We start from the raw sequence: 24,828 nt of genomic DNA, 5'->3' as shown, positions 1-24,828 counted from the left end.
ATCGAAAAGCTCTGGAGAAAAAAATGACCGAAGCCAATCCGCTTCATCACATCGATGCGCTGGAAGCCGGCGGCACCTGGACCACGGATGTGGTCGTTATCGGCGCCGGTCCGGTGGGGCTGTTCAGCGTGTTCGAACTCGGTCTGCTCGATATCAAGTGTCACCTGATCGATATTCTCGACAAGGTCGGCGGCCAGTGCGCCGAGCTCTATCCGGAAAAGCCGATCTATGACATTCCGGCCTGGCCGATCATTTCCGGCGACGACCTGACCAAACGCCTGCTGGAGCAGATCCATCCGTTCGGCGCCAAGTATCACCTCGGCGAAATGGCCGTTGGCGTGCGCAAGGTTGAGGAAGGCGAGCATGAGGGCCTTTGGGAAGTGACCACCGACCAGAAGACCGTTGTCTATGCCAAGGCGATTGCGATTGCCGCCGGCGGCGGGTCGTTCCAGCCCAAGAAGCCGCCGATCCCCGGCATCGATGGCTTTGAAAATCTCGGCGCCGGCAAGGGCGTTCATTATGCCGTGCGCAAGATGGAAGCCTTCCGCGACAAGGAGATTGTTATCTCCGGCGGCGGCGATTCCGCGCTCGACTGGGTGCTGAATCTGCAACCGATCGCCAAACGCGTGACGCTCATCCACCGCCGTGACGATTTCCGCGCCGCGCCGCACTCGGTCGCCAAGATGCGCGAACTGGTGGCCGCCGGAGACATGGACCTTATCATCGCCCAGGCCACGGCGCTGAAAGGCGAGACCGGCCACTTCCTGGAATCGGTCGCCATCGAAGATGCGAACGGCGTGGAGTCTCACATCACCGCCGATGCCTTCCTGCCCTTCTTCGGTCTGACCATGAAGCTGGGTCCGGTGGCTGAGTTCGGCCTGAACCTGCACGAGAACCTGATCCCGGTCGATACGGAGAAGTTCGAGACCTCGACCAAGGGCATCTTCGCCATCGGCGATATCAATCACTATCCGGGCAAGCTGAAGCTGATCCTCTCGGGCTTCCACGAGGCGGCCCTGATGGCGCAACAGGCGTTCCGCTATGTCTATCCGGACAAGAAGCTGCGCTTCCAGTACACGACATCGTCTTCGGAACTGCAGAAGAAGATGGGCGTAAAGTAGCAGGGTCACGGACCCTGCACCCATATGTTTTCAGCGCCTCTTCGTCATCCGATGGAGAGGCGTTGCTATTTTCAGGAATATGGTATATATCAACGGTACCTACCACGGAGGTTGCCATGACTACAGCCAAACTTTTTAAGACCGGGCGAAGTCAGGCCGTGCGTCTGCCCAAGGACTTTCGCTTTGAAGGCGATGAAGTCAACATCCGTAGGGACGAAAAAACCGGTGAAGTCATTCTAACTCCGCGACACCGATCATGGGACGACGTTTTTTCGCTTCTGGACGCCGCCGGCATTCCCTCAGATTTTCTCAATGAAAACGAATTGAAGGATATGCGGCAGGCGCCATTGCCTGCCGACCCGTTTGGCGACGATAATTTATGATCTATTTGCTCGACACCAATCTGGTCAGCCACATTATCCGCGACGACATTCCCGGCCTGCGCCAGCGGTTAAAGCAAACGGCCGCATTGCACGATATCGCCGTTTCGGCGATCAGCGCGGGTGAGCTGTTTTACGGTCTGGCCAGGCGCGGCCATCCCAAGGTGATGACTCAAGGCATCGAAGCCATGCTGGCCAGTGTCAGCATTCTGCCGTGGACGGAAGACACCGCCCGTCAATACGGCCAATTGCGCGCCACCTGCGAAACCTCAGGCATTAACCTGACGCTTTCCGACATGATGATTGCTGCCCAAGCTGTCACGGCCAAGGCGATACTTGTCAGCCGTGACAGGGCTTTCGTGCATCTGAAGGCCCATTTGCAGGTCGAGGACTGGATTGGCTAAGCCGGCCTGAAAAACAGCCCCAGCTTCAGGCTCTCGCCGATCCGGTTGGCGCGGATCATGAAATATTCCACGGCCGCTTCGGACGGCGCGATATCGCGCAGGGTCTGCTCGAACAGATAGAGCCATTCGCCGAAATGCGCCGGTTCGATGGATTTGACCTTGAGATGCGCCTGCATCGGACGGCCGGAATAGACCCCGGCATTCAGCGCCACCGATTCCCAGAATTGCTTGAGTTTCGCCAGATGCTCCGGCCAGTCATCGACCGCATTATTGAAGACCGGTCCCAGTTGAGGATGGACGCGGACACGACTGTAAAACTCATCGACCAGTTTCGAGATAAAGGCTTCATCGACGCCGATGGCGGCGGCATCAGCGCGGATTTTCTGGCGGGCAGCGATCGCGTGTTCTGAACTCATAGCCACCTTATAGCATACTGACAGGATCGGGTCGCTGCGACCGGTTGTCTCTCCGCATTGTTTTCTTATGCCTGCCAGACAAGATTCCCACCAAAGGAGAGACATCATGCTGCACCAGGGAAGCTGCCATTGCGGCCAGATCGCCTTTGAGGTCGAGGGCGATTTCAATGAGGGCCTGGACTGCAACTGCTCGATGTGCCGGCGGCGCGGCGGCTTGCTGGCCTTCGTGCCGGCCGATGCCTTCAAACTCAAAACACCGGAATCGGGCGTTTCGACCTATAATTTCAATACCCGCCGCCTGCATCACCATTTTTGCTCGACCTGCGGCATCGCCCCCTATTCCGAAGGCCAGGGACCGGACGGCAAGGAGATGCGCTGCATCAATCTGCGCTGCATTCCGACCATTGACCTCGATGCGCTCAAGATCACCAAGTGGGATGGCGCCAGTCATTAGGCGCCGTTTAGCCGCCCTAAACCCTCGCACGACAAACCATCGCTTTAAATCGCGAGCACAAAACCTTACATAGGGCAGTGTTAAAGGGGATCATGTTGTATGGTCCCTCTTTTGGTGTTGTTGCAATGCTCGCTCTGCCCCTGTCATGGCCGCTGGAAAACCGTCAGGTCGTCCTGATCGGCGCTGGCGCGTGGGCGATCCGCAAGCTGACCCTGATAAACCGCACCCCGGCGAAAGTGACTGTCTTCGCCCCACTGGCCGACCTTACAGACGCATTGCCCCGCTGGCCGGAGGCTGCCGAACTGGCAGACGCCTCGCTGATCATCGTTGCTTTTGATGACCGCACACTGGCCGAAAAGGGCGCAGGCTTAGCGCGAACCTCACGCGCGCCGCTCAATGTGGTCGATTTTCCCGATCTCAGCGACTTCCATGTGCCAGCCATCATCGATCGTGGCACTTTAAGCATCGGCGTCGCTACCGGCGGCGGCGCGCCGGTGCTGGCGCGTGAGACCCGCCGCAAGATCGAGGCTGCCGTGCCGCCTTCGGAAACCGAGGTCGCCGCCTTCGCCACCGCCCTGTCGCCGCGTTTGCGTGACCTTATTCCGAATACGGACGATCGCCGCCGCGCGTGGGAAAATATCCTGTCATCGCCCGCAACTGAGTTGGCGCGCAAAGGGCAGATCGATGACGCCGTGGCGCTGGCCCTGACCAATATCGATGCGCCGCGCACCGGTGTGGTCCATCTGGTCGGTGCCGGTCCCGGTGATCCGGAACTGCTGACCCTGAAAGCCCTGCGCCTGCTCTCCGAGGCCGATGTCATCGTCTATGATCGCCTGGTCGGCGATGGCGTCATGGACCTGGCGCGCCGTGACGCCGACCGCTTCTATGTCGGCAAGGAACGCTCGAACCATTCCGTGCCGCAGGATCAGATTCACGAACTGCTGGTCGAACAGGCTCGGCTGGGCAAGCGCGTCGTGCGCCTCAAGGGTGGCGATCCGTTCGTCTTCGGCCGCGGCGGCGAAGAGGTCGAGGCCCTGCGCCAGGCCGGTATCGAGGTCCACATCACGCCAGGCGTCACGGCGGCGCTCGGTTGCGCGGCTTCCGCCGCCGTGCCCCTGACCCACCGCGACCATGCCCAGAGCGTCACCTTTATCACCGGCCACTCGAAGGACGGCGATCATTCCAATCCGCTAAGGCTGGACTGGTCGGCGCTTTCCGCCCCGCATCATACCCTGGTTGTCTATATGGGCGTCGCCACGGCGCGCGAGATTGCCGACAAGCTGACCCGCCACGGCCGGATGCCGGATACGCCGGTTCTGGTGATCGAAAACGGCACCCGCGCCGATGAACGCCGCACGCTGACGCACCTCGGCGCGCTGGCCGATACCATCGCCGCCCATCCGCCAAAGGGCCCGGCCCTCGTTATCATCGGCGAAGTGGCCGCGCTTTATCAGGACACGGCCGCGGCCGTCATTACCGAGACCCTCAGGATCAACGCATGAAGTTACTTACCGCCAACCGCCTGACCGACGGCCTGACCATCTGGTTTTCCGAAGCCGGCTGGGTGGAAGACGCCGCCCATGCGGCGCGCCTGAGCGACGAACAGGCCGAGGCCGCCCTGGCGGAATGGCAAAAGCGCGAAACCGAGGTCGTCGCGCCCTATCTCATTCCGCTGACCGATGCCGGCAGTCCGGTCCAGCGCGAGCATGTGCGCGAATTTGTCCGCGCCAACGGCCCGACGATCGGCCAGACCGCAGATGCCCTTTCCAGCGCGTTCAAGCGTGCTGATGTCTTCGAGGACTAAGATGTACGTTTACGACCAGTTCGACCATGCCTTCGTGCAGGACCGCATCGGTGAATTTTCCGATCAGGTGAAGCGCCGCCTCGCCGGCGAGATCAGCGAAGACCAGTTCAAGCCGCTGCGCCTGATGAACGGCGTCTATCTGCAACTGCACGCCTATATGCTGCGCATCGCCGTGCCCTATGGCGTGCTCTCCTCCGCCAAGATGCGCAAGCTGGCCCACATCGCCCGCACCTATGACCGCGACTTCGGCCACTTCACCACGCGCCAGAACATCCAGTTCAACTGGATCAAGCTGGCCGAGGTGCCGGAGATCCTGAAGCAGCTCGCCGAGGTCGAGATGCACGCCCTGCAAACCTCGGGCAACTGCATCCGCAACACCACGACCGATCAGTTCGCCGGCGCCGCGAAGGATGAGCATGACGATCCACGTCCGTGGGGCGAGATCATCCGCCAGTGGTCTTCCAACCATCCGGAATTCAACTTCCTGCCGCGCAAGTTCAAAATCGCCATCACCGGCGCCGAGAAGGACCGCGCCGCCATCCGCCTGCACGATATCGGCCTGCACCTGACGCCGCAGGGTTTCGATGTCTATGTCGGCGGCGGCATGGGCCGGACGCCGTCTCTGGCGCACTGCATCCGCAAGGGGCTGCCGGGTGACAAACTGCTGAGCTATCTCGAAGCGTGCCTGCGCGTCTATAACCGCTATGGCCGCCGCGACAACAGCTATAAGGCGCGTATCAAGATTCTGGTCGCGGCTCTCGGCCCTGACGAATACAAGCGCCAGGTGGAAGAAGAGTGGGAAACCTTCGACAAGGCCGCCATCGATGTGCCGGCCGCCGAAGTGGCGCGCATCAAGAGCTATTTCCCCGATCCGGCCTATGCCGATGCGCCATTCGATCGCGTAGCGTTTGAACGCGCCAAGACCGCCGATGCCGCCTTTGCCCGCTGGGTCAAGAACAACACCAACCCGCACAAGCGCGATGATCATGTGTCGGTGACCATTTCGCTCAAACCCATCGGCCTGCCGCCGGGCGATGCCTCCTCGGCGCAGATGGACCTGATGGCCGATGTCGCCGATGAGTTCGGCTACGGCGAGCTGCGCGTCAGCCACGAGCAGAACATCATCCTGCCGCACGTCGCCAAGCGCGATCTTTACGCGCTGTATGCGAAGCTCGACACGGTCAATCTGGCCACAGCCAATGCCGGCAAGATCACCGACATGATCACCTGCCCTGGCCTGGATTACTGCTCGCTGGCCAATGCCCGGTCGATTCCGCTGTCGCAGGAAATCTCGAAGCGCTTCGAGGATGCCAACCTGACCGACAAGATCGGCGATTTGCAGATCAAGATTTCCGGCTGCATCAATGCCTGCGGACACCACCATGTCGGTCATATCGGCATACTGGGCGTCGACAAGCAGGGGATCGAATTCTACCAGATCCTGCTGGGCGGCCGCGCCGATGAGAAGGCCGCGCTTGGCCAGATCACCGGCAAGGGCCTTTCCGCCGAGGCTGTACCCGCCGCCATCGAGCGCGTGGTCCAGCTCTATCTCACCTTGCGGACCTCCGACAGTGAGCGTTTCATCGATACGCTCGAACGGGTCGGCCGTAACACCTTCGCGGAGGCGCTGCATGAGCCCGCTTAATTCCTCTCATGAGGCGCAACTGGTCACTAATGATGGCGAGATCATCCCCGATGGCTGGACCCTGCTGGCCGACGAGGACACCACCGGCGTGGATGGTCCCTATGTCCTCGGTTTCGCCCGCGCCCTGCGCGAACTCGACGGCCTGAACGGACATTACGGCGTCCGTATCAATCCGGGCGACGATGTGCGGCTTCTGCTGCCCTTCATCGAGAAAATCACGCTCGTAGAAGTGGCCTTCCCCGGCTACCGCGATGGCCGTGGTTATTCGACTGCCCGCATCCTGCGCGAAGCCGGCTACAGCCACGTCATCCGCGCGGTCGGCGACGTGCTGCGCGACCAGTTGTTCCAGATGCTGCGCTGTGGCTTCGATGAGTTCCTCGTCAAGGACAAGGACCCGGCACAGGCTATTGAAGCGGCCAAATCCCGTTTCAGTGTATTTTATCAAGGGGCGGCGGACGACAAGCGCCCCGTATGGGCTCTAAGGCACGCCGCCGAGGGCTAGGAATATTCCCGTTATGACGATCCTGATCGACATACTGAAAGACCAAAAGAAGACGCACGGTTCATTGCGCGCCGAAGCCCTGAGTGCGGCCTGGGAACACCTGACCGCGCTGGAAATCCTGCAAAAGGCCATTCAGGAAGAATTTGTCGGCGATATCACCCTGTCGTCGTCCTTTGGCGCCGATTCCGCCGTGCTGTTGCATATGGTGGCGCAGATCGAGCCCAACCTGCCGGTCATCTTCCTTGATACCGACCGCCATTTCTTCCAGACCCTCCAGTACCGCGATGAGCTGGTGGCAAAGCTCGGCCTGACCAACCTGGTCAATCTGAAAGCCGACGCGGATGAAGCCAGCACGGAAGACAGCAAGAATACCTTGTGGCGCACCAATCCCGATCAGTGCTGCGACCTGCGTAAGGTGCGGCCGCTGAACCGTTACATGGAAGGCTACGGCGCCTGGATTTCTGGCCGCAAGCGCCACCAGAGCGCCACGCGGACCAGGCTGCCGATCGTCGAATTCGATGGTAAGCACTTCAAGGTCAATCCGCTGGCCACCTGGACGGCGGAGGATATAGACGCCTATTTCAAGAACCATGACCTGCCGCCGCATCCACTGGTCGAGCAGGGGTTCCCGTCGATCGGCTGCTTTACCTGCACCAAGCCGGTGGCCGCCGGCGAAGACGCGCGTTCCGGCCGCTGGGCAGATTCGGAAAAGGTCGAGTGCGGCATCCACAACCCGATCTATGGCGGTGACGGGATTTAATTACCGGACATGCAGACCGAGTTCAGATAGTAACTCCGCTGCCTGGGCACGGGAAATAGTCGCGCCCTTGAAGCGGCGGGCGTCTTCCAGACGGACCCCACCGATATCGGTGCCGCGCAGGTCGGCGCCCTCAAAACGCGCATCGGTCAGGATGGCATCGCGCAGGGAACAATCCTCGAAGGTCACGCCGCGGAAATCGCAGCGCTGAAGCTCGGCATTGGTCAGGTCGAGCGATTTCAGGGTCTGCTTGTTGAAGGCGAAATTGCGCAGCTTGGCGTCGTTGAGGCGGGTTTCCTCGAAGAGGACATCGAGCGCCTTGGCATCATTGAAATTGGCGCCGGTCAGCTTGCAGCGGCGGAACTGCGCCTGCGAAACCGTGGCCCCGCGAAACTTGCTGTTGTTGAAATCGCAGGCGGTGAAACGGGATTCGGCCAGATCGGCGCTGGTGAAATCGGCGTGCGCGCCCTTGCAGGTGATAAACTGCGCAGCCTCCAGCCTGGCGCTGACAAACTTGGCCTTGCGGAACAGGCACTGATCGAACACCCAGCCATTAAGGATCACATCGGATAGGTCGACCTCGTCGAGTTCGCATCCGACCAAGTAACGGGCTCGCCCTTATTCGCCAGGAGAAGCACCGCATTTCGGTCAAGGATTTGGTCGCTAATCGTCTGAGGGGACTCGGTCATGGGGTTCATAAATGCCAGTTTCAAAGTTTTTCATAAAAGCCGATCCTATCGGTGAATCGATCAGATGTATCCAGCTATCATCGGCATTCAGAACTTTACCCAAAGCGATATATTGGTGTTTGCGCGCTTCAAACTCGTCGTCGCTAACATTGCGATAGTCGCCACGAATGCGCCAGCCGCTGTCCGGATATTTGTCGCCTTCCTGCGCCATATCTGGTTCTTCACGATAGATATAATAGACGGGTTGCTCCTTATCCAAAACACATTGATCGACCAGACAGCGGTCCCAGTATTGAGGCTGCACCGTTTCTTCTGGTAGCTCACGGTCGGTTGTAATATCAATGATATGAAAACGGTGAAAATACACCTCTGCGCCAGCTTTAAGTTGCGGCGTATCGAAGGGTCTATTCAGAAGCCTGCCCTTACAATGCTCGCTCTCTATGAATGTGACTTCTACCCACATCCGCTCAATGCCATACTTCAGACCGTGAGGAATGCTGCGAAAAAGCAGTTGGACGTGGTCCCCAATCTGCACATCGTTCAACCTGTCCTGTGATGGCAGGTAATAGGTATAAGGCGCTTCCACCTTGATAGGGCGGGGATCATCAAGAGTATAGGTGCCAAAATACCGGCGCCAGAGATTGTAAATCGGTTTTGGAAGCCATTTGAGCATGTTCCCAAGCTACCCGGATTGATCCGCTTTGCCAAAAGAAAACCGATGTTGCTACGCACGCTGTCGAGTTAAGGGGCGTGGGCATGGCTTGCGAACGTACAGCGTTCGCAAGCCATGGCGACCCCTCACCTTGCATTAAAAAAGCCTGCCACCCCTCAAAAGGGATGGCAGGCTTTTTTAAAGATAAAGACGAAGGGGCCACAGGCCCCTTCACACCATTAGTCTCTACGCGGGCGGCGCGGGCGGCGCGGACGGTCACCGCCCTCACGTTCGCCACCTTCAGCCGTTTCCAGCTCCGGCTCTTCACCAGCCGCCGCACGGGCAGCGGCGCGTTCAGCACGCTCGGCTTCCAGCTTCTCGGTCAGGTCCTCGCCGGTTTCCTGATCGACCACCTTCATGGAAAGCTTGGTCTTGCCACGATCGTCGAAGCCCAGGAATTTCACCTTCACTTCGTCACCTTCGTTCAGGACGTCCGAGGTTTTGGCGACCTTTTCCGCGCGAATTTGCGAGATGTGGACCAGGCCGTCCTTGGCGCCGAAGAAGTTCACGAACGCGCCGAAATCGACGACCTTCACGACCTTGCCCTTGTAGATGGCGCCGACTTCCGGCTCCGAGGCGATGGACTTGATCCAGTCGCGCGCGGCATCGATCTTGGCCTGCTCGGAAGCCGCGATCTTAATCGTGCCGTCGTCGGCGATGTCGATCTTCGCGCCCGTCTTTTCGACGATCTCGCGGATGACCTTGCCGCCGGTGCCGATCACTTCGCGGATCTTGTCCGTGGCGATCTTGATGGTTTCGATCTTCGGGGCGAACTCGCCCAGTTCTTCACGGGCACCGGAGATGGCCTTGTTCATTTCGCCAAGGATATGCAGACGGCCGGCGTTTGCCTGACGCAGCGCCTTGGTCATGATTTCCTCGGTGATGCCGGCCACCTTGATGTCCATTTGCAGCGAGGTGATGCCGTTGGCCGAACCGGCCACCTTGAAGTCCATGTCGCCGAGGTGATCTTCGTCACCCAGGATGTCGGACAGGATGGCGTATTCGCCGGACGGCTCAAGGATGAGGCCCATGGCGATACCCGAAACCGGCGACTTCAGCGGCACGCCGGCGTCCATCAGGGCCAGCGACGAGCCACAGACGGTCGCCATCGAGGAGGAGCCGTTCGACTCGGTGATTTCCGAGACCAGACGGATCGTATAGGGGAAGTCTTCCGCAGCCGGGAGCATCGGACGGACCGCGCGCCAGGCCAGCTTGCCGTGGCCGATTTCGCGGCGGCCGGGCGAACCCATACGGCCAGTTTCGCCAACCGAATACGGAGGGAAGTTATAGTGCAGGAGGAACTTCTCCTTGTACGTGCCTTCCAGGGCGTCGATGAACTGCTCGTCATCGCCGGTGCCGAGGGTGGCGACGACCAGGGCCTGGGTTTCACCGCGGGTGAACAGGGCCGAACCGTGGGTGCGCGGCAGGATACCGACTTCCGAAACGATCGAGCGGACCTTGTCGACGGCACGGCCGTCAACGCGCTTGCCGTGCTCGATGATGTCGCGACGCAGGACTTCGGCTTCGCATTCCTTGAAGGCGGCGCCGAACTTGGCGGCGTCAACACCGTTCGGATTGGCTTCCGAGACGACGAGCGCTTCGGCGGCCTTGGACTTGGCGGCGCCAACGGCTTCATGGCGCGGGTGCTTTTCCTGGATGGTGTAGGCGTCGCGGATATCCTGGCCAACCAGCTTCTTGATGTCGGCGACAATGCCCGAGAAGTCTTCGGCTTCGAAGTCGAACGGTTCCTTGGCGACGTGTTCGGCCATTTCGATGATGGCGTCGATCATCGGCTGCATACCGCGGTGCGCGAACATCAGGGCGCCCAGCATCTTGTCTTCCGAGAGTTCCTTGGCTTCCGATTCCACCATCATCAGCGCGTCCTGCGTACCGGCGACGACGAGATCGAGTTCCGATTCCTTCATCTGGTCGAGGGTCGGGTTCAGGACGTATTCGCCATCGATCACACCGACGCGGGCGCCGCCGATCGGGCCCATGAACGGCACGCCGGAGAAGGTCAGGGCAGCGGAGGCCGCGACCATGGCGACGATATCGGGATCATTTTCCATGTCGTGCGACAGGACGGTGCAGACAACCTGCACTTCGTTCTTGAAGCCCTTGACGAACAGCGGGCGGATCGGACGGTCGATCAGGCGCGAAACCAGGGTTTCCTTTTCCGAAGGACGGCCTTCGCGCTTGAAATAACCACCGGGGATCTTGCCGGCGGCGAAGGTCTTTTCCTGATAGTTGACGGTCAGCGGGAAGAAGTCCTGACCGGGCTTCGGCTTACGGGCGTAAACGACGGTGGCCAGGACGGTGGTCTCACCGTAGGTGGCCAGCACGGCCGAGTCGGCCTGACGGGCAACGCGGCCCGTTTCCAGCGTGAACTTGCGACCAGCCCAATCGATGGATTTTCTTTTGATATCGAACATTTCGTTTCTTTCGTTCTGACGCCAACCGGCCCCATGCCGTCGGCGTCTGCCGCTATCGGAGCGGCGCGTGTAATGGGCGTTTATGTATAGCCCAGCGTGTAAGCAAAGAACGGTTCCTTGCGGGTGTATAAGCAGGCCAAATTATTCGGCCGGGGTGTATAAATCGCCGGTATGGCGAGCAGTCCAGATATAGAACAAGGGCTTGAGAGAATTCCCAAGCCCTTGGTAGTCGCAAAACCTAGCGGCGCAGGCCGAGGGTTTCGATGATCGCCGCGTAACGGTCGGCGTGACGGTTCTTCAGGTAGTCGAGAAGGCGACGACGCTGCGACACCATTTTCAGGAGGCCGCGGCGGCTGTGGTTGTCCTTCTTGTGTTCCTTGAAGTGCTCGGTCAGGTTGGCAATGCGTTCCGAGAGGATAGCGATTTGCACTTCGGCGCCGCCGGTGTCATTGGCGGTACGAGCGTGGGTCTTGATGACTTCTGTCTTACGATCAGCAGTAATCGACATCGGGTTTCTCCTTATTGAGAAGCTATAGGTTTAAAAGACGCGAGGGATGAAGTATCCCGCCACGCAGTTCGCACAGAGCGAGAACCTGGCCGTTAAACACCGCCTGAACCGTATCGGGGAACTCGTGATAGCCGTCATCGAGACGGGCTTTCAGAGCCGCTTTCAAAGGTTCAATCTGACGGGGCAGAAGGGCAAGGTCACGTCCCTGCTTCAATCTTGCGGCCTCGTCTTGCGTCACAGGCAGGCCCGGGATGTCGTCCAGTGCCGTCTCTACGCCAAGCAAAGCCTCAAGATGGGCGCCTCTATGCACTAATTCCTCAAGCTTTTCCAGTGTTATTGAGTCTTTTGTATCAAACGCACCGACCGCCTCACGACGCAAGGTGGTGACGTGGCCGCAGACGCCCAGCTCCAGGCACAGGTCACGGGCGATGGAACGGACATAGGTGCCCTTACCGCAATGAAGGGTGAAACTGGCGGTCTCGGTGTCAAACGCATCGAGCGCCAGGTCGAAGACCTCGATCTCGCGGGCTTTCAGTTCGACCTCGACGCCTTCGCGGGCCAGGTCATAGGCGCGCTTGCCATCGACCTTGATGGCGGAAAAGGCCGGCGGCACCTGTTCGATCAGGCCGATAAACTGGGGAAGGACGGCTTCGATGGCCTTTTTGGTGGGGCGAGCATCAGATTCAATGATGGTGCGGCCTTCGGCGTCGTAACTATCGGTCGTGCGGCCGAAGGTGATGGTGAAGCTGTAGACCTTGTCGGCTTCCATCAGGTAGGGGACGGTCTTGGTCGCTTCGCCGAGTGCAATCGGCAGGATGCCGGTGGCCAGCGGATCGAGCGTGCCGGCATGGCCAGCCTTCTGCGCCTGAAACAGCCAGCGGATCTTGCCGACCGCCGAGGTCGAGGTCATTTCGAGCGGTTTGTCGAAACAGATCCAGCCGTGGATCGCTTCGCCTTTTTTCTTACGTGCCAAGTGGCCTCCAATGTGAAGGAAGCAAGAAACCCCACCACCGCATCTAGCGCTCCGCGCGTCGTGCGGTCCCCCTCCCCGACAAGTCGGGGAGGTATAAGAAAGCAAAATCTTGTACCTCCCCAGTTTACTGGGGAGGGGGACCGCGCCCAAAGGGCGTGGTGGTGGGGTATCTTACTTATTCTTCGTCCTCATCATCGTGATGCAAATCACGGGCGATATCCGGGCGCATGAATAGCGCATCAATCCGCGCCGCTTCATTGAAGCTCTCGTCATGCAGGAAGCGCAGATCGGGCGTGAACTTCATCTCGATATGCTTGCCCAGGATGCCGCGCAGGAATTTCGAATGCCGGTTCAGGGCATCGACGGCCGGGCCGATCTGCTCTTTCGTGATGGTCACGCCGCCAAGGCCCGCGCCGAGCGGCTCGACAAACACGGTCGCATGACGCAGATCCGGCGAACACCGCACTTCGGTGACCGTGATCGAGACATTGTGCAGCGCCTCGTCATGAATCTCTTCTTCACGCAGGATTTCGACCAGGGCGTGGCGCACCAGTTCGCCGGCGCGCAACTGGCGCTGGGACGGCCCCAGTTCGGCCGGCGCGCGGCCGTGATGCTTGTCTTTAAAGGAACGTTTCATCCGGTCCATATAGGCGTTTTTGCTGATTTTTCTATTCAAAAATGCAGTTCCTGCGCTATGCAGGAAAAAACCATACTTATAGCGGGGGTAAACATGGCTGCGCTGAAACCGGATTTCGTGCCTCGCATGGAGGGGCTGGATGCCCTGCGCGGCTTTGCCCTGATGGGCCTTTTCCTGGTTCACATGCCGGAGCTTTATGAACTCTACTGGGCGCACCCGGCCACTGACCCGACGCAACTTCTGTGGCACAACATCATCTTCACCACCTTCGCCGGCAAGTCGTTTTCGCTGCTGGCCCTGTGCTTCGGCGTGTCCTTCTTCATCATCATGGACCGCGCCGCCAAACGCGGGGTCGATTTTACCGTTCGTTTCCTGTGGCGGCTGGCCCTGCTTGGCCTGATCGGCATCATTCACGGCCTGTGGTATCGCGGCGATGTGCTGGAAGTGCTGGCCCTGATGGGGGTCTTCCTCGTACCCTTCTACCGCGTGAAGTCAAATGCGCTGCTGATCGCGTTTGGCGTCTTCTTCCTGCTGCAACCGATCCAGATTTTCCAGATCATCAGCGCGCTGAATGGCGCCGCCTGGGCGAACAAGGCGCCAGGTTTCTGGACCGCCGCCACGCCGGAAGCCTATCTCACCGGCAAGAGCCTCGTGGAAACCATGCGCATGAACTGGGTGGACGGCCACCCCTTCAAGTGGTCCTTCATGTATGAGTCCGGCCGCCTCAGCCAGATTTTGGGTCTGTCATTGATCGGCATGGTGCTTGGCCGCATCCACTTCTTCAGCCAGCCGCAGCGCTTTATACGCTTCCGCCTCACCGTTCTGGCCATAGCCGGACTCTGCGCCATCGGCCTGTCCTATGGCAAACCTGTGCTGGTGGGTCTGATGCCGACCTCCGAGACGATATTCATGCCACGCAGCCTGTGGGATACCATGCTCTCCGGCTGGTTTGATCTTAGCCTGATGACCGTACTGATGATGGGCTTCCTGTGCCTCTATTACGGCTTCGCTCACGGCCTGCTGAACCTGCTGGCGCCGACCGGCCGCATGACCCTGACGCTCTATGTGCTGCAATCGGTCATCTTCGTGCCGGTCTTCTACAGTTTCGGCCTGGGCCTGCACGCTACCATGCTGCAATCCACCGCCGTGCTGATCGCTATTCCGGCCTTTATCATCCAGGTCGTCTTCGCCCATCTGTGGTTCAAGGGCTTCCTTTACGGCCCCCTGGAATGGCTGTGGCGTGCCGGCACTTATCTGACCCTGAAGGTGCCGTTTATCCGAAAGGCTGCCGCAAACTGATTGCTGCCGGCACCTTTTCTGTTGCTTTGCAATATTGAGTATCGGCGCATCCCGGATATTGGTGCTGAGTATTTAAAAGCACCTTACAGGTAATGCAGGCTGATCTATGCTGCACCGCAGCGTCGCCTTGGTTGCACACAAAAAATTGATATTGGATAATGATAAGGGTTTATCCGGAAAGCGAAGAATCAGGGCTCACTAATTCAAAGTGAGATCGCCGGTATTAAGACAAAATTTACCTGAAACAGGCTCTCATCTGGTTAATTTTTTGACTCTGGCGAAAAATTAGCGTATTTGGTGTATTATGGTGTTAGTGGAGTACCTGTTTTGGCGAAATATGTTCCGAGTGATACCTTCGGTTTTGACGACGCGGTCAAAAAGAATGAAGCATCATACCTGTTAAGCTATACGCCCCTGCCCTCACAAACCGAGGCAGACCAGGGCATTGAAGATCCCGCTGACAAGAAAATTCCTTTTGCCATTACGCTGGCGGCTACCTTCATAATCTGCAGCGCCGTATGGTTTGGCATAGCCTACGCAATCATCAAACTCTTGAACCGCTAACAAAGCCGGTGAGGCTGGGTATTTTTGTCTTTAAAGGCGAATCGTTATGGGTGCTTTTTACAAAAGTATTAATTTCTTATGACCCATTTCTTTTTTAAACCCAAAAAAGCCAGATTCCGCGCGTGTAATACCCCAAATAAGCGTTTTTTGTCCCTCTAGCCCCCAGACCCTTATGCAAAGTACTTCCCGCCAATCCGCTACGGCCATCTGCTATGCACAAGCTCCCTATATATCGGCCTTTATGGCGCAGCAGGATTTCGACCGTATATTCGGCAGCCGCGAACATGTTCGCGCCGCCACTGATGATCGCAAGTATCCCTTTATCTATACGCTTGCGGGACTGACGGTTTATTGCTCGATCTTCTGGATCGCCGTTTTCAAGATTATCTTCTAGCTGAAAACAACCGTCTTCGCGCCGTTGATGATCACCCGGCGCTCGGCGTGCCACGTTACGGCCCGCGCCAGCACCCTTGCCTCTATATCCTGGCCAATGGCCACCAATTGTTCCGGCGTCAGGCCGTGATGGACGCGCTGGACGTCCTGCTCGATGATCGGGCCCTCATCCAGATCCGACGTGACATAGTGCGCCGTGGCGCCGATAATCTTCACGCCGCGCGCGTGCGCCTGGTGATAGGGCTTGGCGCCCTTGAAACTGGGCAGGAATGAATGGTGGATATTGATGCAGCGCCCTTCCAGCCGGCGCGCCAGATCGTCCGACAGAATCTGCATATAGCGCGCCAGCACCACAAGGTCCGCCTGGTAATCCTCGATCAGCTTGAGAAACTCGGCCTCCTGCTCCGCCTTGCCAATGCCTTTGGTCGGCAGGCAGACATAGGGAATGCCGCTCCATTCGACCAGAGACCGCATATCGTCGTGGTTTGACATCACGCAGATGATATCGACCGGCAGCAGGCCGGACCGCCAGCGATAGAGCAGCTCATTCAGGCAGTGGCCGAACTTCGATACCGCGATCAGCACCCTGGGCTTGTTGGCCAGGCTGTGGATCTCCCAGTCCATGGAAAAGCGGTGCGCGATCGGCTTGAAACCGTCACGCAGGGTCGCCATCGGCGGCATCTTCGGACCGGCCTGCCGGAACACCACGCGGACATAGAACATGTCGCCTAAAGCGTCATTGAACTGGTTGGATTCAACGATCGAAATGTCGTTGTCATTCAGGTAGCCGGAAACGGCCGCCACAATGCCGCGCGTATCCGGGCACTTGATGATCAGGACATAATGGGCGGGGTCAAAGTCGGTCGTGTCGAGCATTCAAGCGCTATAGCAGGAAATGATTGAAAAAGTGGAAGGTTTCAAAAGAAAGAACCAATCGCCTAATGAAATATGGATTTGAGACTTTCGATCCATGCGGGCATTTGATCAAAGGAAATTTGCGCGAAACCTAAGCCTGTAACCAGCAATCCTGCATAAATAACCCAAACGAAAAGCGCGAGATAATATAGGAAAGCGCCTTGCTTCACGACCCTAGTCAGTTCCGGATCGTTTAAGCGCTTGTCTTTCCTCCACCATATAAATTTTGCAACGGCATTATCTACAAACCATGCCCGCTTTGATATGCCCGCCCATATTTCGGGATGTCGCTCAACTAGCATCTGCCGCACGCGGCGGATGAAGTAGAACTGCGATGCGCAGCAAATAAAGAATATGCTGAATGGAATAAAAATTACCGGCACGTTTATCCCCCAAACAAAAAGTCGTGGGGTCATAGACCCCACACCCCGCAACATTCTCAGAAACCCTAACAACTCAAACCCTAAAACGAATTTGGCCCGGAATGATCCGGGCCAAAAGCGTTTTAACGATTAGAGGGTGCGCTTGATTTCCTCAACCGTGAAGCATTCGATGAAATCGCCCTTCTTGAGATCCTGGAAGCCATTGAAGGCCATGCCGCATTCCTGCGACACCTGCACCTCGTTGACCTCGTCCTTGAAGCGCTTGAGCGTCGAAAGAATGCCCATTTCCTGGATGACGACGTCGTCGCGCAGGATACGGATGCGGGCGCCCTTCTGCATCTTGCCTTCCTTGACGATACAACCCGCCACCTTGCCGACCTTCGAGATATCGAAGACTTCGAGGATTTCGGCATTGCCGAGGAAGGTTTCGCGCTGGATCGGCGCCAACATGCCCGACAGTACGCCCTTGATGTCGTCGATCAGGTCATAAATGATCGAATAGTAGCGGATTTCCACGCCTTCGCGCTCGGCCAGGTCACGCGCTTGCTTGCCGGCACGAACGTTGAAGCCGATGATCGGCGCGCCCGAGCCCTTGGCAAGCTGCACGTCGGACTCGGTGATAGCGCCGGCGGCCGAATGGATGATCCGCGCACGGACCTCGTCGGTGGCCAGCTTGTCGAGCGAGCCGACAATGGCTTCACCAGACCCCTGCACGTCCGACTTGATGATGAGCGGCAGTTCCTTGACCTTCTTGTCAGCCAGCTTGCTCATCATGTCAGTGAGCGACACGGCGCCGACCGGGGCGATGGTCTTTTCACGGCGGACGCGTTCGCGGTATTCCGTGATTTCACGGGCGCGGGCGTCATTTTCCACCACAGCGAAGGCTTCTCCCGGTTCCGGTGCGCCGTCGAGCCCCAGAACTTCCACCGGCTCCGAAGGACCAGCTTCGCTCAGTTGCTCATTGCGCTCATTGATCAGGGCGCGGACGCGGCCGAAGCTCGAACCGGCGACCAGAATATCACCGCGCTTCAGCGTACCGCGCTTGACCAGGACGGTGGCCACCGGGCCCCGGCCCTTGTCGAGCTTGGATTCGATGACAATGCCCTCGGCCGTGCGATCCGGATTGGCGCGCAGGTCAAGCACTTCCGCCTGGAGCAGGATGGCTTCGATCAGTTGATCAAGGCCCTGCTTTGTCTTGGCCGAAACCTCGACCACCTGGGTGTCGCCGCCGAGGCTTTCCACCACCACTTCGTGCTGGAGCAGCTCGTTGATGATGTTTTGCGGCTTGGCGCCCGGCTTGTCGATCTTGTTGATCGCCACGATCATCGGCGTCTTGGCGGCGCGGGCGTGGTTGATGGCTTCGATCGTCTGCGGCATGACGCCGTCATCCGCCGCCACGACCAGCACCACGATATCCGTGACATTGGCGCCGCGGGCGCGCATGGCCGAGAAGGCGGCGTGACCCGGCGTATCGAGGAAGGTCACCTTGTCGCCCGAAGGCAGGCGAACCTGATAGGCGCCGATATGCTGGGTGATGCCGCCGGCTTCGCCGGAAGCCACATCCGCCTTGCGCAGGGCGTCGAGCAGCGAGGTCTTGCCGTGGTCGACGTGACCCATGACGGCCACCACCGGCGGGCGCGGCGCGGTGTCGTCTGAATGATCCTCGGCGTCGATGAAGCCTTCCAGAACGTCAGATTCCGAAACCCGCTTGACGGTGTGGCCAAATTCCGAAGCCACCAGTTCGGCGGTATCGGTATCGATCACGTCGTTGATTTTCAGCATCATGCCCTGACGCATCAGGAACTTGATGATGTCGACGGCACGGACAGCCATACGGTTGGACAGTTCCTGCACGGTGATGATGTCAGGGATAACCACTTCGCGGGAGACGCGCGCCTGCTCGGTGGTATGGCCCTTGCGCTTTTCGCGTTCACGTTCGCGGGCGCGGCGGACCGAAGCCAGCGAGCGCATCCGGTCGGCGGTGCCCTCGTCGTCACCGACAACGGCCTGCAGGGTCAGGCGGCCCTCGCGGCGCTTGGGTTCACCACGGGTCTGCGACACGGCCTTGACCGGCGCGCCGGCCTTGCCGCGCTTGGTGCCGCGATCATCGTCATCCGTCTTGCGGGTATCAAGCGCCTTGCCGGCCACACCGGTGGCGCCGCGCGACGAACGGATACGATCGACTTCCGGCGTAGAAGGTGCATTGGCAGCCACGCCAGCACCGGGACGTGGCGGCCGCGGTGAGTTGACATTGTAGCGGACCGTTTCGCCGCGCGGCGCGTTCGGATCACGCGGGGTACGCGGGGCGTTTGGATCACGCGGCGTGAACGGACGATTGGGATCGCGCGGCGGCCGCGGGGCGTTCGGATCACGCGGCGTGTATGGGCGATCACCTTGTGGACGATCGCCGCGCGGCGCATCGCTGCGTTGACCGTCGCGCTGTCCGTCTCTGGGAGGATAGGCCGGACGCGACGTATTCGGATCGCGTGATGGATAGGGCGTACGTTCGCCGCGCGGCGCATCGGAGCGCTGGCCCTGCGGACGCTCGGCGCGCTGGTCATAACGCGGCGCATCGGTACGCGGGGCACGCTCGTTGCGGAAGGCCGGCTGCTGGGGCGCCGGCGCGGCGGGCGCGGGTTGCGGGGCCTGGGGCGTCACGGCCGCGGGTTGCTCAGAGGCACGCGGGCTTAAGTCCGCGGCCGGAGCGGCCGGCTGGGGCGCCTGCGGGACAACCGGCGCCGGTTTGGCGGCTTCGGCACGGGCCGCGGCGGCGCGGGCTTCGGCGGCCTTGCGTTCCTGATCGGCGAGGGCGGCGGCAATAGCGCGCTGACGCGCTTCCTGCTCCTCCTGACGCAAACCGCCAGCGCTGCCACCTTGAGGGCGCGGGGCGCCTTGCGCCGGACGCGGGGCCTGGGACTGTTGCGGACGGTTGATTTCAGGCGCGGCGGGACGCACATGACCGGTTCCCGCGCCGGCGGGCGGGGCACCAATGCGGCGCTTGGTTTCCACCACCACCGTCTTCGAACGGCCATGGCTGAAGCTTTGCTTGACCGTACCTGTCGAAACATTGCCACCGACACGCGGCTTCAGCGTCAGCGGCGCGCGCTCACGATTGGCAGGCTGGTCGTTGTTCTTGTCGTCTTTTCCGTCGCTCATCCGGCTTGTCTACTAACCTTTTGCGAAGCCTGACCCGAGTGCCGGACTTCTGTTTCAATAATATCGTCATTCGGGCGTCCGATCAGGGATCAGCCGTCCGCGTCACGAGCGCTCGATCATTACCGTGGCCGTATACAGTCAGGGCAGAAGAACCAACACTCACAGTCTCTTGCCCGATACTAACCGGGCGTTTCGGGCTCCGGCCTTCTTACCCAGCCTTCCGGCACCAGGGGTTCGAAGCCCGACAGTCTTTTCATTTCCAAAGACCAACGCTGCACGCGCCGCCCCGACAGGAGTGCGACGTGTATGGCATTTTCTGTGCCCAAAGCCAAACTTAATTCGGCGTTACTAAAGCTTCCGCAGACGTTTGGCGAGGGGGTTTGCTGACTGCCGGCGTATAAAATACGCCTGCGGCCGTCTTCCGCGCCATCCGCAGCCTCGATGATCCAGCCGGCCTTGCCCGACTTGACGGCGGCCAGCGCTTTTTCGAAACCGTTGACGATCCCGCCTTCACGCCGGGCCAGACCGAGAAGATCAAGGCAGCGGCGGCGCAGCAGATCGTGCACCAAAGGAATGAGATCGGGCTCGGCCTTGACCTGTCGCTTGGCCGCACGACTAAATATGTTCTTTTTCAGCGCGATTTCAAGGGCGCCGCGTTCCGAAGCGACCCACAGGCCGCGACCCGGCAGCTTGTGGGCGATGTCCGGCGTCAGCACCCCTTCCGGAGACACGACAAAGCGTATGAGACCGTCCGTTGGGACCGTCTCACCGCTGGCAATATCGCGGCGCTGCGGCTGACCCTTGGCCGTTTCCCCAAGGACCAGCGCGTCATCAGTATCGGTTAAAAGCGCGGGCTCATTGTTCGGAGTCGGCGACATCTTCGCCCTCCTCAGCTACTGCAGTGCCTTCGTCCTCGAAAGCGCCCGCTTCTTCATAAGCCTCTTCTTCGACCACCTCTTCCGGTTCTGGTGCTTCGATCCAGCCGGCGGCAACGCGGGCATTGAGGATCAGAGCCTCGGCATCGGTCACCGACAGGTTGAACGATTCCAGGGCGCCGGGGACGCGCACGCGCTCGCCGCCCTTTTGCTCGAAACCGCCACGGATTTCATCGGTCGCCAGGTCGGCCAGGTCTTCGATCGTCTTGACGCCGGCCTGACCGAGCGCGACCGCCATCGGCAGGGTGATGCCCTGAATATCCAGCACGCCATCTTCGACGCCCAGTTCCTTGCGCTTGTTGTCCTGCTCGGTGGCTTCGCGTTCGAGATAGTCACGGGCGCGGGCCTGGAGTTCGGAAGCGGTCTCCTCGTCGAAGCCTTCGATGACGGCGATTTCGTTTTCATCAACGAAGGCCAAATCCTCGATCGAGCTGAACCCTTCTGTGACCAGCAGTTGCGCGATGACTTCATCGACATCGAGCGCTTCCTGGAAGAGGGCGGTGCGCTCGGCAAATTCCTTCTGGCGACGCTCGGAGTCTTGCGATTCCGTGATGATATCGACCTGCCAGCCGGTCAGTTGCGAAGCCAGGCGAACGTTCTGGCCGCGACGGCCAATGGCCAGCGACAGTTGTTCGTCCGGCACCACCACTTCAACGCGGTCTTCTTCTTCATCAAGCACGACCTTCGAGACTTCGGCCGGGGCGAGGGCATTGACGATGAAGGTGGCTTCATCGGGCGACCACTGGATGATGTCGATCTTTTCGTTTTGCAATTCGGCGACGACGGCCTGAACGCGCGAGCCGCGCATACCGACGCAGGCGCCAACCGGATCGATCGAGTTGTCATTCGACAGGACGGCCATCTTGGCGCGCGACCCCGGATCGCGCGACACCGACTTGATCTCGATCACGCCGTCATAGATTTCCGGCACCTCTTGAGCGAACAGCTTGGCCATGAAGCCGCCGTGAGCGCGCGACAGCATGATCTGCGGCCCCTTTGTCTCGCGGCGCACGTCATATATATAGGCGCGGATACGGTCATTGACCTGGAAGGCTTCGCGCGGGATCGACTGGTCGCGGCGCATGATACCTTCGCCCTTGCCGAGATCGACGATGACATTGCCGTATTCGACGCGGCGGACCGTGCCGTTGACGATTTCACCGACGCGGTCCTTGTACTCGTCATACTGCTTTTCGCGCTCGGCTTCGCGCACCTTGTGCGTCACCACCTGGCGGGCCATCTGGGTCTGGACCCGGCCCAGCTCGAAAGGCGGCAGGATTTCGGAATATTCCTTGCCAACAAAGGCTTCCTTGTCGTCGCGCAGGGCTTCGGTCAGGGTCTTCTGTGCGTATTCGTTTTCCAGTTCCTCATCCGGCACCACGGTGATGTGGCGGGTGATGGTCATTTCGCCGGTGCGGGGGTCGATATAGACGCGGATGTCGTGCTCGGCGCCATAGCGCGAACGAGCGGCCTTCTGGATCGCTTCCTCGATGGAGGCGATGACCACGGTCTTGTCGATCGACTTTTCACGCGCCACGGCCTCTGCGATCTGCAGCAGTTCCTGGCGATTGGCGCTGATTCCGGTGAAGCTCATCTGAGTTCCTTACTTATCGTCGTTAGCGGGTTCATCGTCTTCAAGGTCTTCATCATCCTCGAAGTCGTCGTCAAAATCTTCGTCTTCTTCTTCGTCCTCATCACCGCGCGCTGCCTTGGCCTCGGCGCCGCGCTTCATCAGCTCGTCATTGAGGATCAGCTTGGCGTCGATCACCCAGTCGAACGGGATGAGCGCGGTCTCTTCTTCGCCCTCGAGATCGATGGCGATATGATCATCCTCGATGCCGGCCAGTACGCCGCGGAAACGTTTGCGGCCTTCGGCCAGACGATCCAGCTCGATACGGGCTTCCAGACCTTCGTAGGTGTCGAAATCCTTGAGGCGCGTCAAGGGGCGATCGATACCGGGCGATGACACCTCAAGCGTGAATTCACCGGGGATCGGATCGACCTCATCGATATAGGCCGAGATGGCGCGCGACAGGCGGGCGCATTGGGTGACATTGATGTCACCATCCGACTTGCGCTCAGCCATGATCTGCAGGAAGCGCGAACCACCGGGCTCGCGCGACCCTTGCAGGCGCACACGCACAATATCCAGCTCCAGCGCTTCGGCGATGGGGTCGAAGGCTTCCAGCAGCTTGCGTTCTTCAGTCGTCTTGGCGCGCAAATGGGGTCTCTAAAGCAATAAAAAAGGCGGCAGGCTCTGTGGCCGCCGCCGTCGCCTTTAGGCAATCGGTCATGTTGGCAAGCTATATAGGCCCGCTTTTTTATTTTGCCAAGGAGAATTTAAAACAGGTGACTGTACGCGTCAGGGATGGTGATTGGATACAGATGGCCGGAATACATCATCAGCAGCAGCCAGGTGGCATATCCACCAACACCCAGGGCGGCGATCAGCAGCAGCCAGCCCACGGGCTTGCTGGTCTTCTTGAAGACATCGTAGAGAATACAGCCGAAATGGATGAACAGCGCAAAGACGCCGGCGCCATAAAAACCGTAGGCGGCATAGGTCAGGGGCGGCGCAAAGGTGGCCGCCGCGAATTCGAAATTGGTATCAAGATTGAAAACCATACGCGCCACCGCAATTACACCGACATGGACGAGGATGAAGATCACCATGACCAGGCCGGACGCCGCCTGGAGCTGATGGACAAAATCCTTTTTCTGCGTCCAGATTTCGATGATCAGGGGAATGCCGGTCAGGATCTGTATAAAAAAGGCCAGCATGATCGCCATTTCGACAACCGGATGACGATAGACCAGCCGGGCGGCATCCATGAACTGCGCGTGGGCCCCGATGCCCAGCAAGCCGACAAAATGATTGGCAAAATGCAGGCACAGAAAGGCGAAGACAAAGCCCGCCGATACCTTATGCAACCGCTCCATACACACGCCCCCCCGGTGAAGGGTTAACCATGTCTTACTTTTTCCGGTTTGGCCAGAGGGCACATCACACGGTTGTGAAGGGAACTATTTACGCACGAAATCGAAAAACACCGGCGCGCAGTCACCCAGGCCCTTGGTCTCATAGCGCGTGGTGACATGATCGGCGGGTGCGGTATTCCAGTCGGACTGTGATTGCGCCGGCCAGTTGAAATCCGGACTGGCCAGGAAGCGTTCCAGCGCCCAGTCAGCATAATCCGCCCAGTCGGTGGCGAAACGCACCGTGCCGCCGGGTTTCAGCGCGCGTGCGAAGGCGGCAATGGTTTCCGCCTGAATAAAGCGGCGCTTGTTGTGCCGCGCCTTGGGCCACGGATCGGCGAAGAGGATGAAAATACGGCTTAGGGAGGCTTCCGGCAGGCTGTCGAGCAGCGGGCGCGCATCACCCGGCAGGATCAGCACGTTTTTCAAATCCCCGTCCGCGATATGGCGCAAGGCCGAGCCGACGCCATTGAGGAAGGGTTCGCAGCCGATCAGGGTGACATCCGGATTTCGGGCTGCCTGGGCCGCCAGATGCTCACCGCCGCCGAAGCCGATTTCCAGCCACAGGTCACGGCCGGAGGCCAAGGCGGCAGCAACGTGGGCGTCATTCGCCTCGATCCGGGGCAGCAGGGTATCGAACAGGCTGGCCTGCTGCGGCTTCAGCTTGCGTGACTTGATGCGCCCGAAAGAGCGCATCGGGCCCCATTCGGCGGACGGTGTATTTTCTTCGGACATCTAATTCTTAATGCAAAAGAGGGGATTATACGGCGCCG

Annotated in this window: 27 protein-coding genes; 12 read left to right on the top strand and 15 right to left on the bottom strand. The window is 59.5% G+C overall.

Translation table 11 applies throughout. From position 1 onward, the window contains the following. Positions 1-23 precede the first annotated feature (23 nt). The 3 genes from BLO49_RS14390 to BLO49_RS14380 all read left to right on the top strand — a co-directional run bounded on the left by BLO49_RS14390 (position 24) and on the right by BLO49_RS14380 (position 1,905). Positions 24-1,121 (top strand): NAD(P)/FAD-dependent oxidoreductase, encoded by a 1,098-nt coding sequence (locus tag BLO49_RS14390; protein WP_090649917.1) that lies wholly within the window; start codon positions 24-26, stop codon positions 1,119-1,121. Between the two features lie 116 nt (positions 1,122-1,237). Then, on the top strand, positions 1,238-1,504 hold the full coding sequence (locus tag BLO49_RS14385; RefSeq protein WP_090649915.1) for an antitoxin: 267 nt from the start codon (positions 1,238-1,240) through the stop codon (positions 1,502-1,504). Continuing rightward, positions 1,501-1,905, top strand: a complete 405-nt coding sequence (locus BLO49_RS14380; protein WP_090649914.1) for a type II toxin-antitoxin system VapC family toxin — start codon at positions 1,501-1,503, stop codon at positions 1,903-1,905. Before BLO49_RS14385 ends, BLO49_RS14380 begins: the two co-directional genes overlap by 4 nt. On the opposite strand, the gene BLO49_RS14375 is transcribed toward BLO49_RS14380, so the two are convergent. Next, positions 1,902-2,321, bottom strand: a complete 420-nt coding sequence (locus tag BLO49_RS14375; RefSeq protein WP_090649912.1) for a group III truncated hemoglobin — start codon at positions 2,319-2,321, stop codon at positions 1,902-1,904. The genes BLO49_RS14380 and BLO49_RS14375 overlap by 4 nt on opposite strands. Positions 2,322-2,427: 106 nt before the next feature. On the opposite strand from BLO49_RS14375, the gene BLO49_RS14370 reads away from it, so the two are divergent. The 6 genes from BLO49_RS14370 to BLO49_RS14345 all read left to right on the top strand — a co-directional run bounded on the left by BLO49_RS14370 (position 2,428) and on the right by BLO49_RS14345 (position 7,486). Beyond that, the gene (locus BLO49_RS14370) at positions 2,428-2,775 is read left to right on the top strand and encodes a GFA family protein (RefSeq protein WP_090649910.1); all 348 of its coding nucleotides are present in this window, start codon (positions 2,428-2,430) and stop codon (positions 2,773-2,775) included. A gap of 125 nt (positions 2,776-2,900) precedes the next feature. Further along, positions 2,901-4,277, top strand: a complete 1,377-nt coding sequence (gene cysG, locus BLO49_RS14365; protein ID WP_170828344.1) for a siroheme synthase CysG — start codon at positions 2,901-2,903, stop codon at positions 4,275-4,277. Beyond that, the gene (locus tag BLO49_RS14360; RefSeq protein WP_090649906.1) at positions 4,274-4,579 is read left to right on the top strand and encodes a DUF2849 domain-containing protein; all 306 of its coding nucleotides are present in this window, start codon (positions 4,274-4,276) and stop codon (positions 4,577-4,579) included. The genes cysG and BLO49_RS14360 overlap by 4 nt, the downstream gene beginning before the upstream one ends. 1 nt (position 4,580) lies before the next feature. Beyond that, complete coding sequence (locus BLO49_RS14355) at positions 4,581-6,224, top strand: nitrite/sulfite reductase (RefSeq protein WP_090649905.1); 1,644 nt, start codon at positions 4,581-4,583, stop codon at positions 6,222-6,224. Beyond that, on the top strand, positions 6,211-6,726 hold the full coding sequence (locus tag BLO49_RS14350) for a DUF934 domain-containing protein (RefSeq protein ID WP_090649904.1): 516 nt from the start codon (positions 6,211-6,213) through the stop codon (positions 6,724-6,726). The genes BLO49_RS14355 and BLO49_RS14350 overlap by 14 nt, the downstream gene beginning before the upstream one ends. Before the next feature lie 13 nt (positions 6,727-6,739). After that, a complete protein-coding gene (locus tag BLO49_RS14345; RefSeq protein ID WP_090649903.1) occupies positions 6,740-7,486 on the top strand; it encodes a phosphoadenylyl-sulfate reductase in 747 nt (248 codons plus the stop codon). Here the strand turns inward: BLO49_RS14345 and BLO49_RS14340 are convergent, their stop codons facing one another. The 6 genes from BLO49_RS14340 to rbfA form a co-directional block, all read right to left on the bottom strand. Continuing rightward, positions 7,487-8,086, bottom strand: a complete 600-nt coding sequence (locus BLO49_RS14340; protein WP_245679052.1) for a pentapeptide repeat-containing protein — start codon at positions 8,084-8,086, stop codon at positions 7,487-7,489. A 60-nt stretch (positions 8,087-8,146) separates the two neighbouring features. Beyond that, on the bottom strand, positions 8,147-8,845 hold the full coding sequence (locus tag BLO49_RS14335) for an immunity protein Imm33 domain-containing protein (protein WP_090649901.1): 699 nt from the start codon (positions 8,843-8,845) through the stop codon (positions 8,147-8,149). A gap of 218 nt (positions 8,846-9,063) precedes the next feature. Next, complete coding sequence (pnp, locus tag BLO49_RS14330) at positions 9,064-11,316, bottom strand: polyribonucleotide nucleotidyltransferase (RefSeq protein WP_090649900.1); 2,253 nt, start codon at positions 11,314-11,316, stop codon at positions 9,064-9,066. Between the two features lie 238 nt (positions 11,317-11,554). Beyond that, on the bottom strand, positions 11,555-11,824 hold the full coding sequence (gene rpsO, locus BLO49_RS14325; RefSeq protein ID WP_090649899.1) for a 30S ribosomal protein S15: 270 nt from the start codon (positions 11,822-11,824) through the stop codon (positions 11,555-11,557). Between the two features lie 22 nt (positions 11,825-11,846). Next, entirely contained in the window at positions 11,847-12,797 is a 951-nt protein-coding gene (truB, locus tag BLO49_RS14320; RefSeq protein WP_090649897.1) for a tRNA pseudouridine(55) synthase TruB, read from the bottom strand. A 175-nt stretch (positions 12,798-12,972) separates the two neighbouring features. Continuing rightward, positions 12,973-13,434, bottom strand: a complete 462-nt coding sequence (gene rbfA, locus BLO49_RS14315; protein WP_090650157.1) for a 30S ribosome-binding factor RbfA — start codon at positions 13,432-13,434, stop codon at positions 12,973-12,975. Positions 13,435-13,527: 93 nt separating this feature from the next. On the opposite strand from rbfA, the gene BLO49_RS14310 reads away from it, so the two are divergent. The 3 genes from BLO49_RS14310 to BLO49_RS14300 all read left to right on the top strand — a co-directional run bounded on the left by BLO49_RS14310 (position 13,528) and on the right by BLO49_RS14300 (position 15,691). Continuing rightward, positions 13,528-14,733 carry a DUF418 domain-containing protein gene (locus BLO49_RS14310; RefSeq protein ID WP_090649896.1) on the top strand — a complete coding sequence of 402 codons (1,206 nt, stop codon included), beginning with the start codon at positions 13,528-13,530 and terminating at the stop codon, positions 14,731-14,733. A gap of 327 nt (positions 14,734-15,060) precedes the next feature. Further along, the gene (locus BLO49_RS14305) at positions 15,061-15,297 is read left to right on the top strand and encodes a hypothetical protein (RefSeq protein ID WP_090649894.1); all 237 of its coding nucleotides are present in this window, start codon (positions 15,061-15,063) and stop codon (positions 15,295-15,297) included. Between the two features lie 172 nt (positions 15,298-15,469). Continuing rightward, entirely contained in the window at positions 15,470-15,691 is a 222-nt protein-coding gene (locus tag BLO49_RS14300) for a hypothetical protein (protein WP_090649892.1), read from the top strand. Here the strand turns inward: BLO49_RS14300 and purU are convergent. From purU to trmB, 8 genes are all read right to left on the bottom strand, one after another. After that, complete coding sequence (gene purU / locus BLO49_RS14295; protein WP_090649891.1) at positions 15,688-16,566, bottom strand: formyltetrahydrofolate deformylase; 879 nt, start codon at positions 16,564-16,566, stop codon at positions 15,688-15,690. The genes BLO49_RS14300 and purU overlap by 4 nt on opposite strands. A gap of 62 nt (positions 16,567-16,628) precedes the next feature. Beyond that, on the bottom strand, positions 16,629-17,021 hold the full coding sequence (locus BLO49_RS14290; RefSeq protein WP_139159698.1) for a hypothetical protein: 393 nt from the start codon (positions 17,019-17,021) through the stop codon (positions 16,629-16,631). Positions 17,022-17,117: 96 nt separating this feature from the next. Continuing rightward, a complete protein-coding gene (gene infB / locus BLO49_RS14285) occupies positions 17,118-20,144 on the bottom strand; it encodes a translation initiation factor IF-2 (protein WP_090649888.1) in 3,027 nt (1,008 codons plus the stop codon). 179 nt (positions 20,145-20,323) lie between these two features. Beyond that, on the bottom strand, positions 20,324-21,022 hold the full coding sequence (locus tag BLO49_RS14280) for an RNA-binding protein (protein ID WP_090649886.1): 699 nt from the start codon (positions 21,020-21,022) through the stop codon (positions 20,324-20,326). Further along, on the bottom strand, positions 21,000-22,673 hold the full coding sequence (nusA, locus tag BLO49_RS14275) for a transcription termination factor NusA (protein ID WP_090649885.1): 1,674 nt from the start codon (positions 22,671-22,673) through the stop codon (positions 21,000-21,002). The genes BLO49_RS14280 and nusA overlap by 23 nt, the downstream gene beginning before the upstream one ends. A gap of 9 nt (positions 22,674-22,682) precedes the next feature. Continuing rightward, a complete protein-coding gene (gene rimP / locus BLO49_RS14270) occupies positions 22,683-23,300 on the bottom strand; it encodes a ribosome maturation factor RimP (RefSeq protein ID WP_090649883.1) in 618 nt (205 codons plus the stop codon). A gap of 119 nt (positions 23,301-23,419) precedes the next feature. Next, a complete protein-coding gene (locus BLO49_RS14265) occupies positions 23,420-24,019 on the bottom strand; it encodes a hypothetical protein (protein ID WP_090649882.1) in 600 nt (199 codons plus the stop codon). Positions 24,020-24,103: 84 nt separating this feature from the next. Continuing rightward, complete coding sequence (gene trmB, locus BLO49_RS14260; RefSeq protein WP_090649879.1) at positions 24,104-24,790, bottom strand: tRNA (guanosine(46)-N7)-methyltransferase TrmB; 687 nt, start codon at positions 24,788-24,790, stop codon at positions 24,104-24,106. Between the last annotated feature and the right edge of the window lie 38 nt (positions 24,791-24,828).

The sequence above is a fragment of the Asticcacaulis taihuensis genome (assembly GCF_900100255.1).
Lineage (GTDB): Bacteria > Pseudomonadota > Alphaproteobacteria > Caulobacterales > Caulobacteraceae > Asticcacaulis > Asticcacaulis taihuensis.
Note: the sequence above shows the minus strand (reverse complement) of the source record. Positions and strands in the feature narration are given on the sequence as shown.

Coding starts and splice junctions, on each gene's coding strand:
- BLO49_RS14390 (WP_090649917.1), top strand. CDS start 24: ATGACCGAAGCCAATCCGCTTCATCACATCGATGCGCTGGAAGCCGGC.
- BLO49_RS14385 (WP_090649915.1), top strand. CDS start 1,238: ATGACTACAGCCAAACTTTTTAAGACCGGGCGAAGTCAGGCCGTGCGT.
- BLO49_RS14380 (WP_090649914.1), top strand. CDS start 1,501: ATGATCTATTTGCTCGACACCAATCTGGTCAGCCACATTATCCGCGAC.
- BLO49_RS14375 (WP_090649912.1), bottom strand. CDS start 2,321: ATGAGTTCAGAACACGCGATCGCTGCCCGCCAGAAAATCCGCGCTGAT.
- BLO49_RS14370 (WP_090649910.1), top strand. CDS start 2,428: ATGCTGCACCAGGGAAGCTGCCATTGCGGCCAGATCGCCTTTGAGGTC.
- cysG (WP_170828344.1), top strand. CDS start 2,901: ATGCTCGCTCTGCCCCTGTCATGGCCGCTGGAAAACCGTCAGGTCGTC.
- BLO49_RS14360 (WP_090649906.1), top strand. CDS start 4,274: ATGAAGTTACTTACCGCCAACCGCCTGACCGACGGCCTGACCATCTGG.
- BLO49_RS14355 (WP_090649905.1), top strand. CDS start 4,581: ATGTACGTTTACGACCAGTTCGACCATGCCTTCGTGCAGGACCGCATC.
- BLO49_RS14350 (WP_090649904.1), top strand. CDS start 6,211: ATGAGCCCGCTTAATTCCTCTCATGAGGCGCAACTGGTCACTAATGAT.
- BLO49_RS14345 (WP_090649903.1), top strand. CDS start 6,740: ATGACGATCCTGATCGACATACTGAAAGACCAAAAGAAGACGCACGGT.
- BLO49_RS14335 (WP_090649901.1), bottom strand. CDS start 8,845: ATGCTCAAATGGCTTCCAAAACCGATTTACAATCTCTGGCGCCGGTAT.
- pnp (WP_090649900.1), bottom strand. CDS start 11,316: ATGTTCGATATCAAAAGAAAATCCATCGATTGGGCTGGTCGCAAGTTC.
- rpsO (WP_090649899.1), bottom strand. CDS start 11,824: ATGTCGATTACTGCTGATCGTAAGACAGAAGTCATCAAGACCCACGCT.
- rbfA (WP_090650157.1), bottom strand. CDS start 13,434: ATGAAACGTTCCTTTAAAGACAAGCATCACGGCCGCGCGCCGGCCGAA.
- BLO49_RS14310 (WP_090649896.1), top strand. CDS start 13,528: ATGGCTGCGCTGAAACCGGATTTCGTGCCTCGCATGGAGGGGCTGGAT.
- BLO49_RS14300 (WP_090649892.1), top strand. CDS start 15,470: ATGCAAAGTACTTCCCGCCAATCCGCTACGGCCATCTGCTATGCACAA.
- purU (WP_090649891.1), bottom strand. CDS start 16,566: ATGCTCGACACGACCGACTTTGACCCCGCCCATTATGTCCTGATCATC.
- BLO49_RS14290 (WP_139159698.1), bottom strand. CDS start 17,021: ATGACCCCACGACTTTTTGTTTGGGGGATAAACGTGCCGGTAATTTTT.
- infB (WP_090649888.1), bottom strand. CDS start 20,144: ATGAGCGACGGAAAAGACGACAAGAACAACGACCAGCCTGCCAATCGT.
- BLO49_RS14280 (WP_090649886.1), bottom strand. CDS start 21,022: ATGTCGCCGACTCCGAACAATGAGCCCGCGCTTTTAACCGATACTGAT.
- nusA (WP_090649885.1), bottom strand. CDS start 22,673: ATGAGCTTCACCGGAATCAGCGCCAATCGCCAGGAACTGCTGCAGATC.
- BLO49_RS14265 (WP_090649882.1), bottom strand. CDS start 24,019: ATGGAGCGGTTGCATAAGGTATCGGCGGGCTTTGTCTTCGCCTTTCTG.
- trmB (WP_090649879.1), bottom strand. CDS start 24,790: ATGTCCGAAGAAAATACACCGTCCGCCGAATGGGGCCCGATGCGCTCT.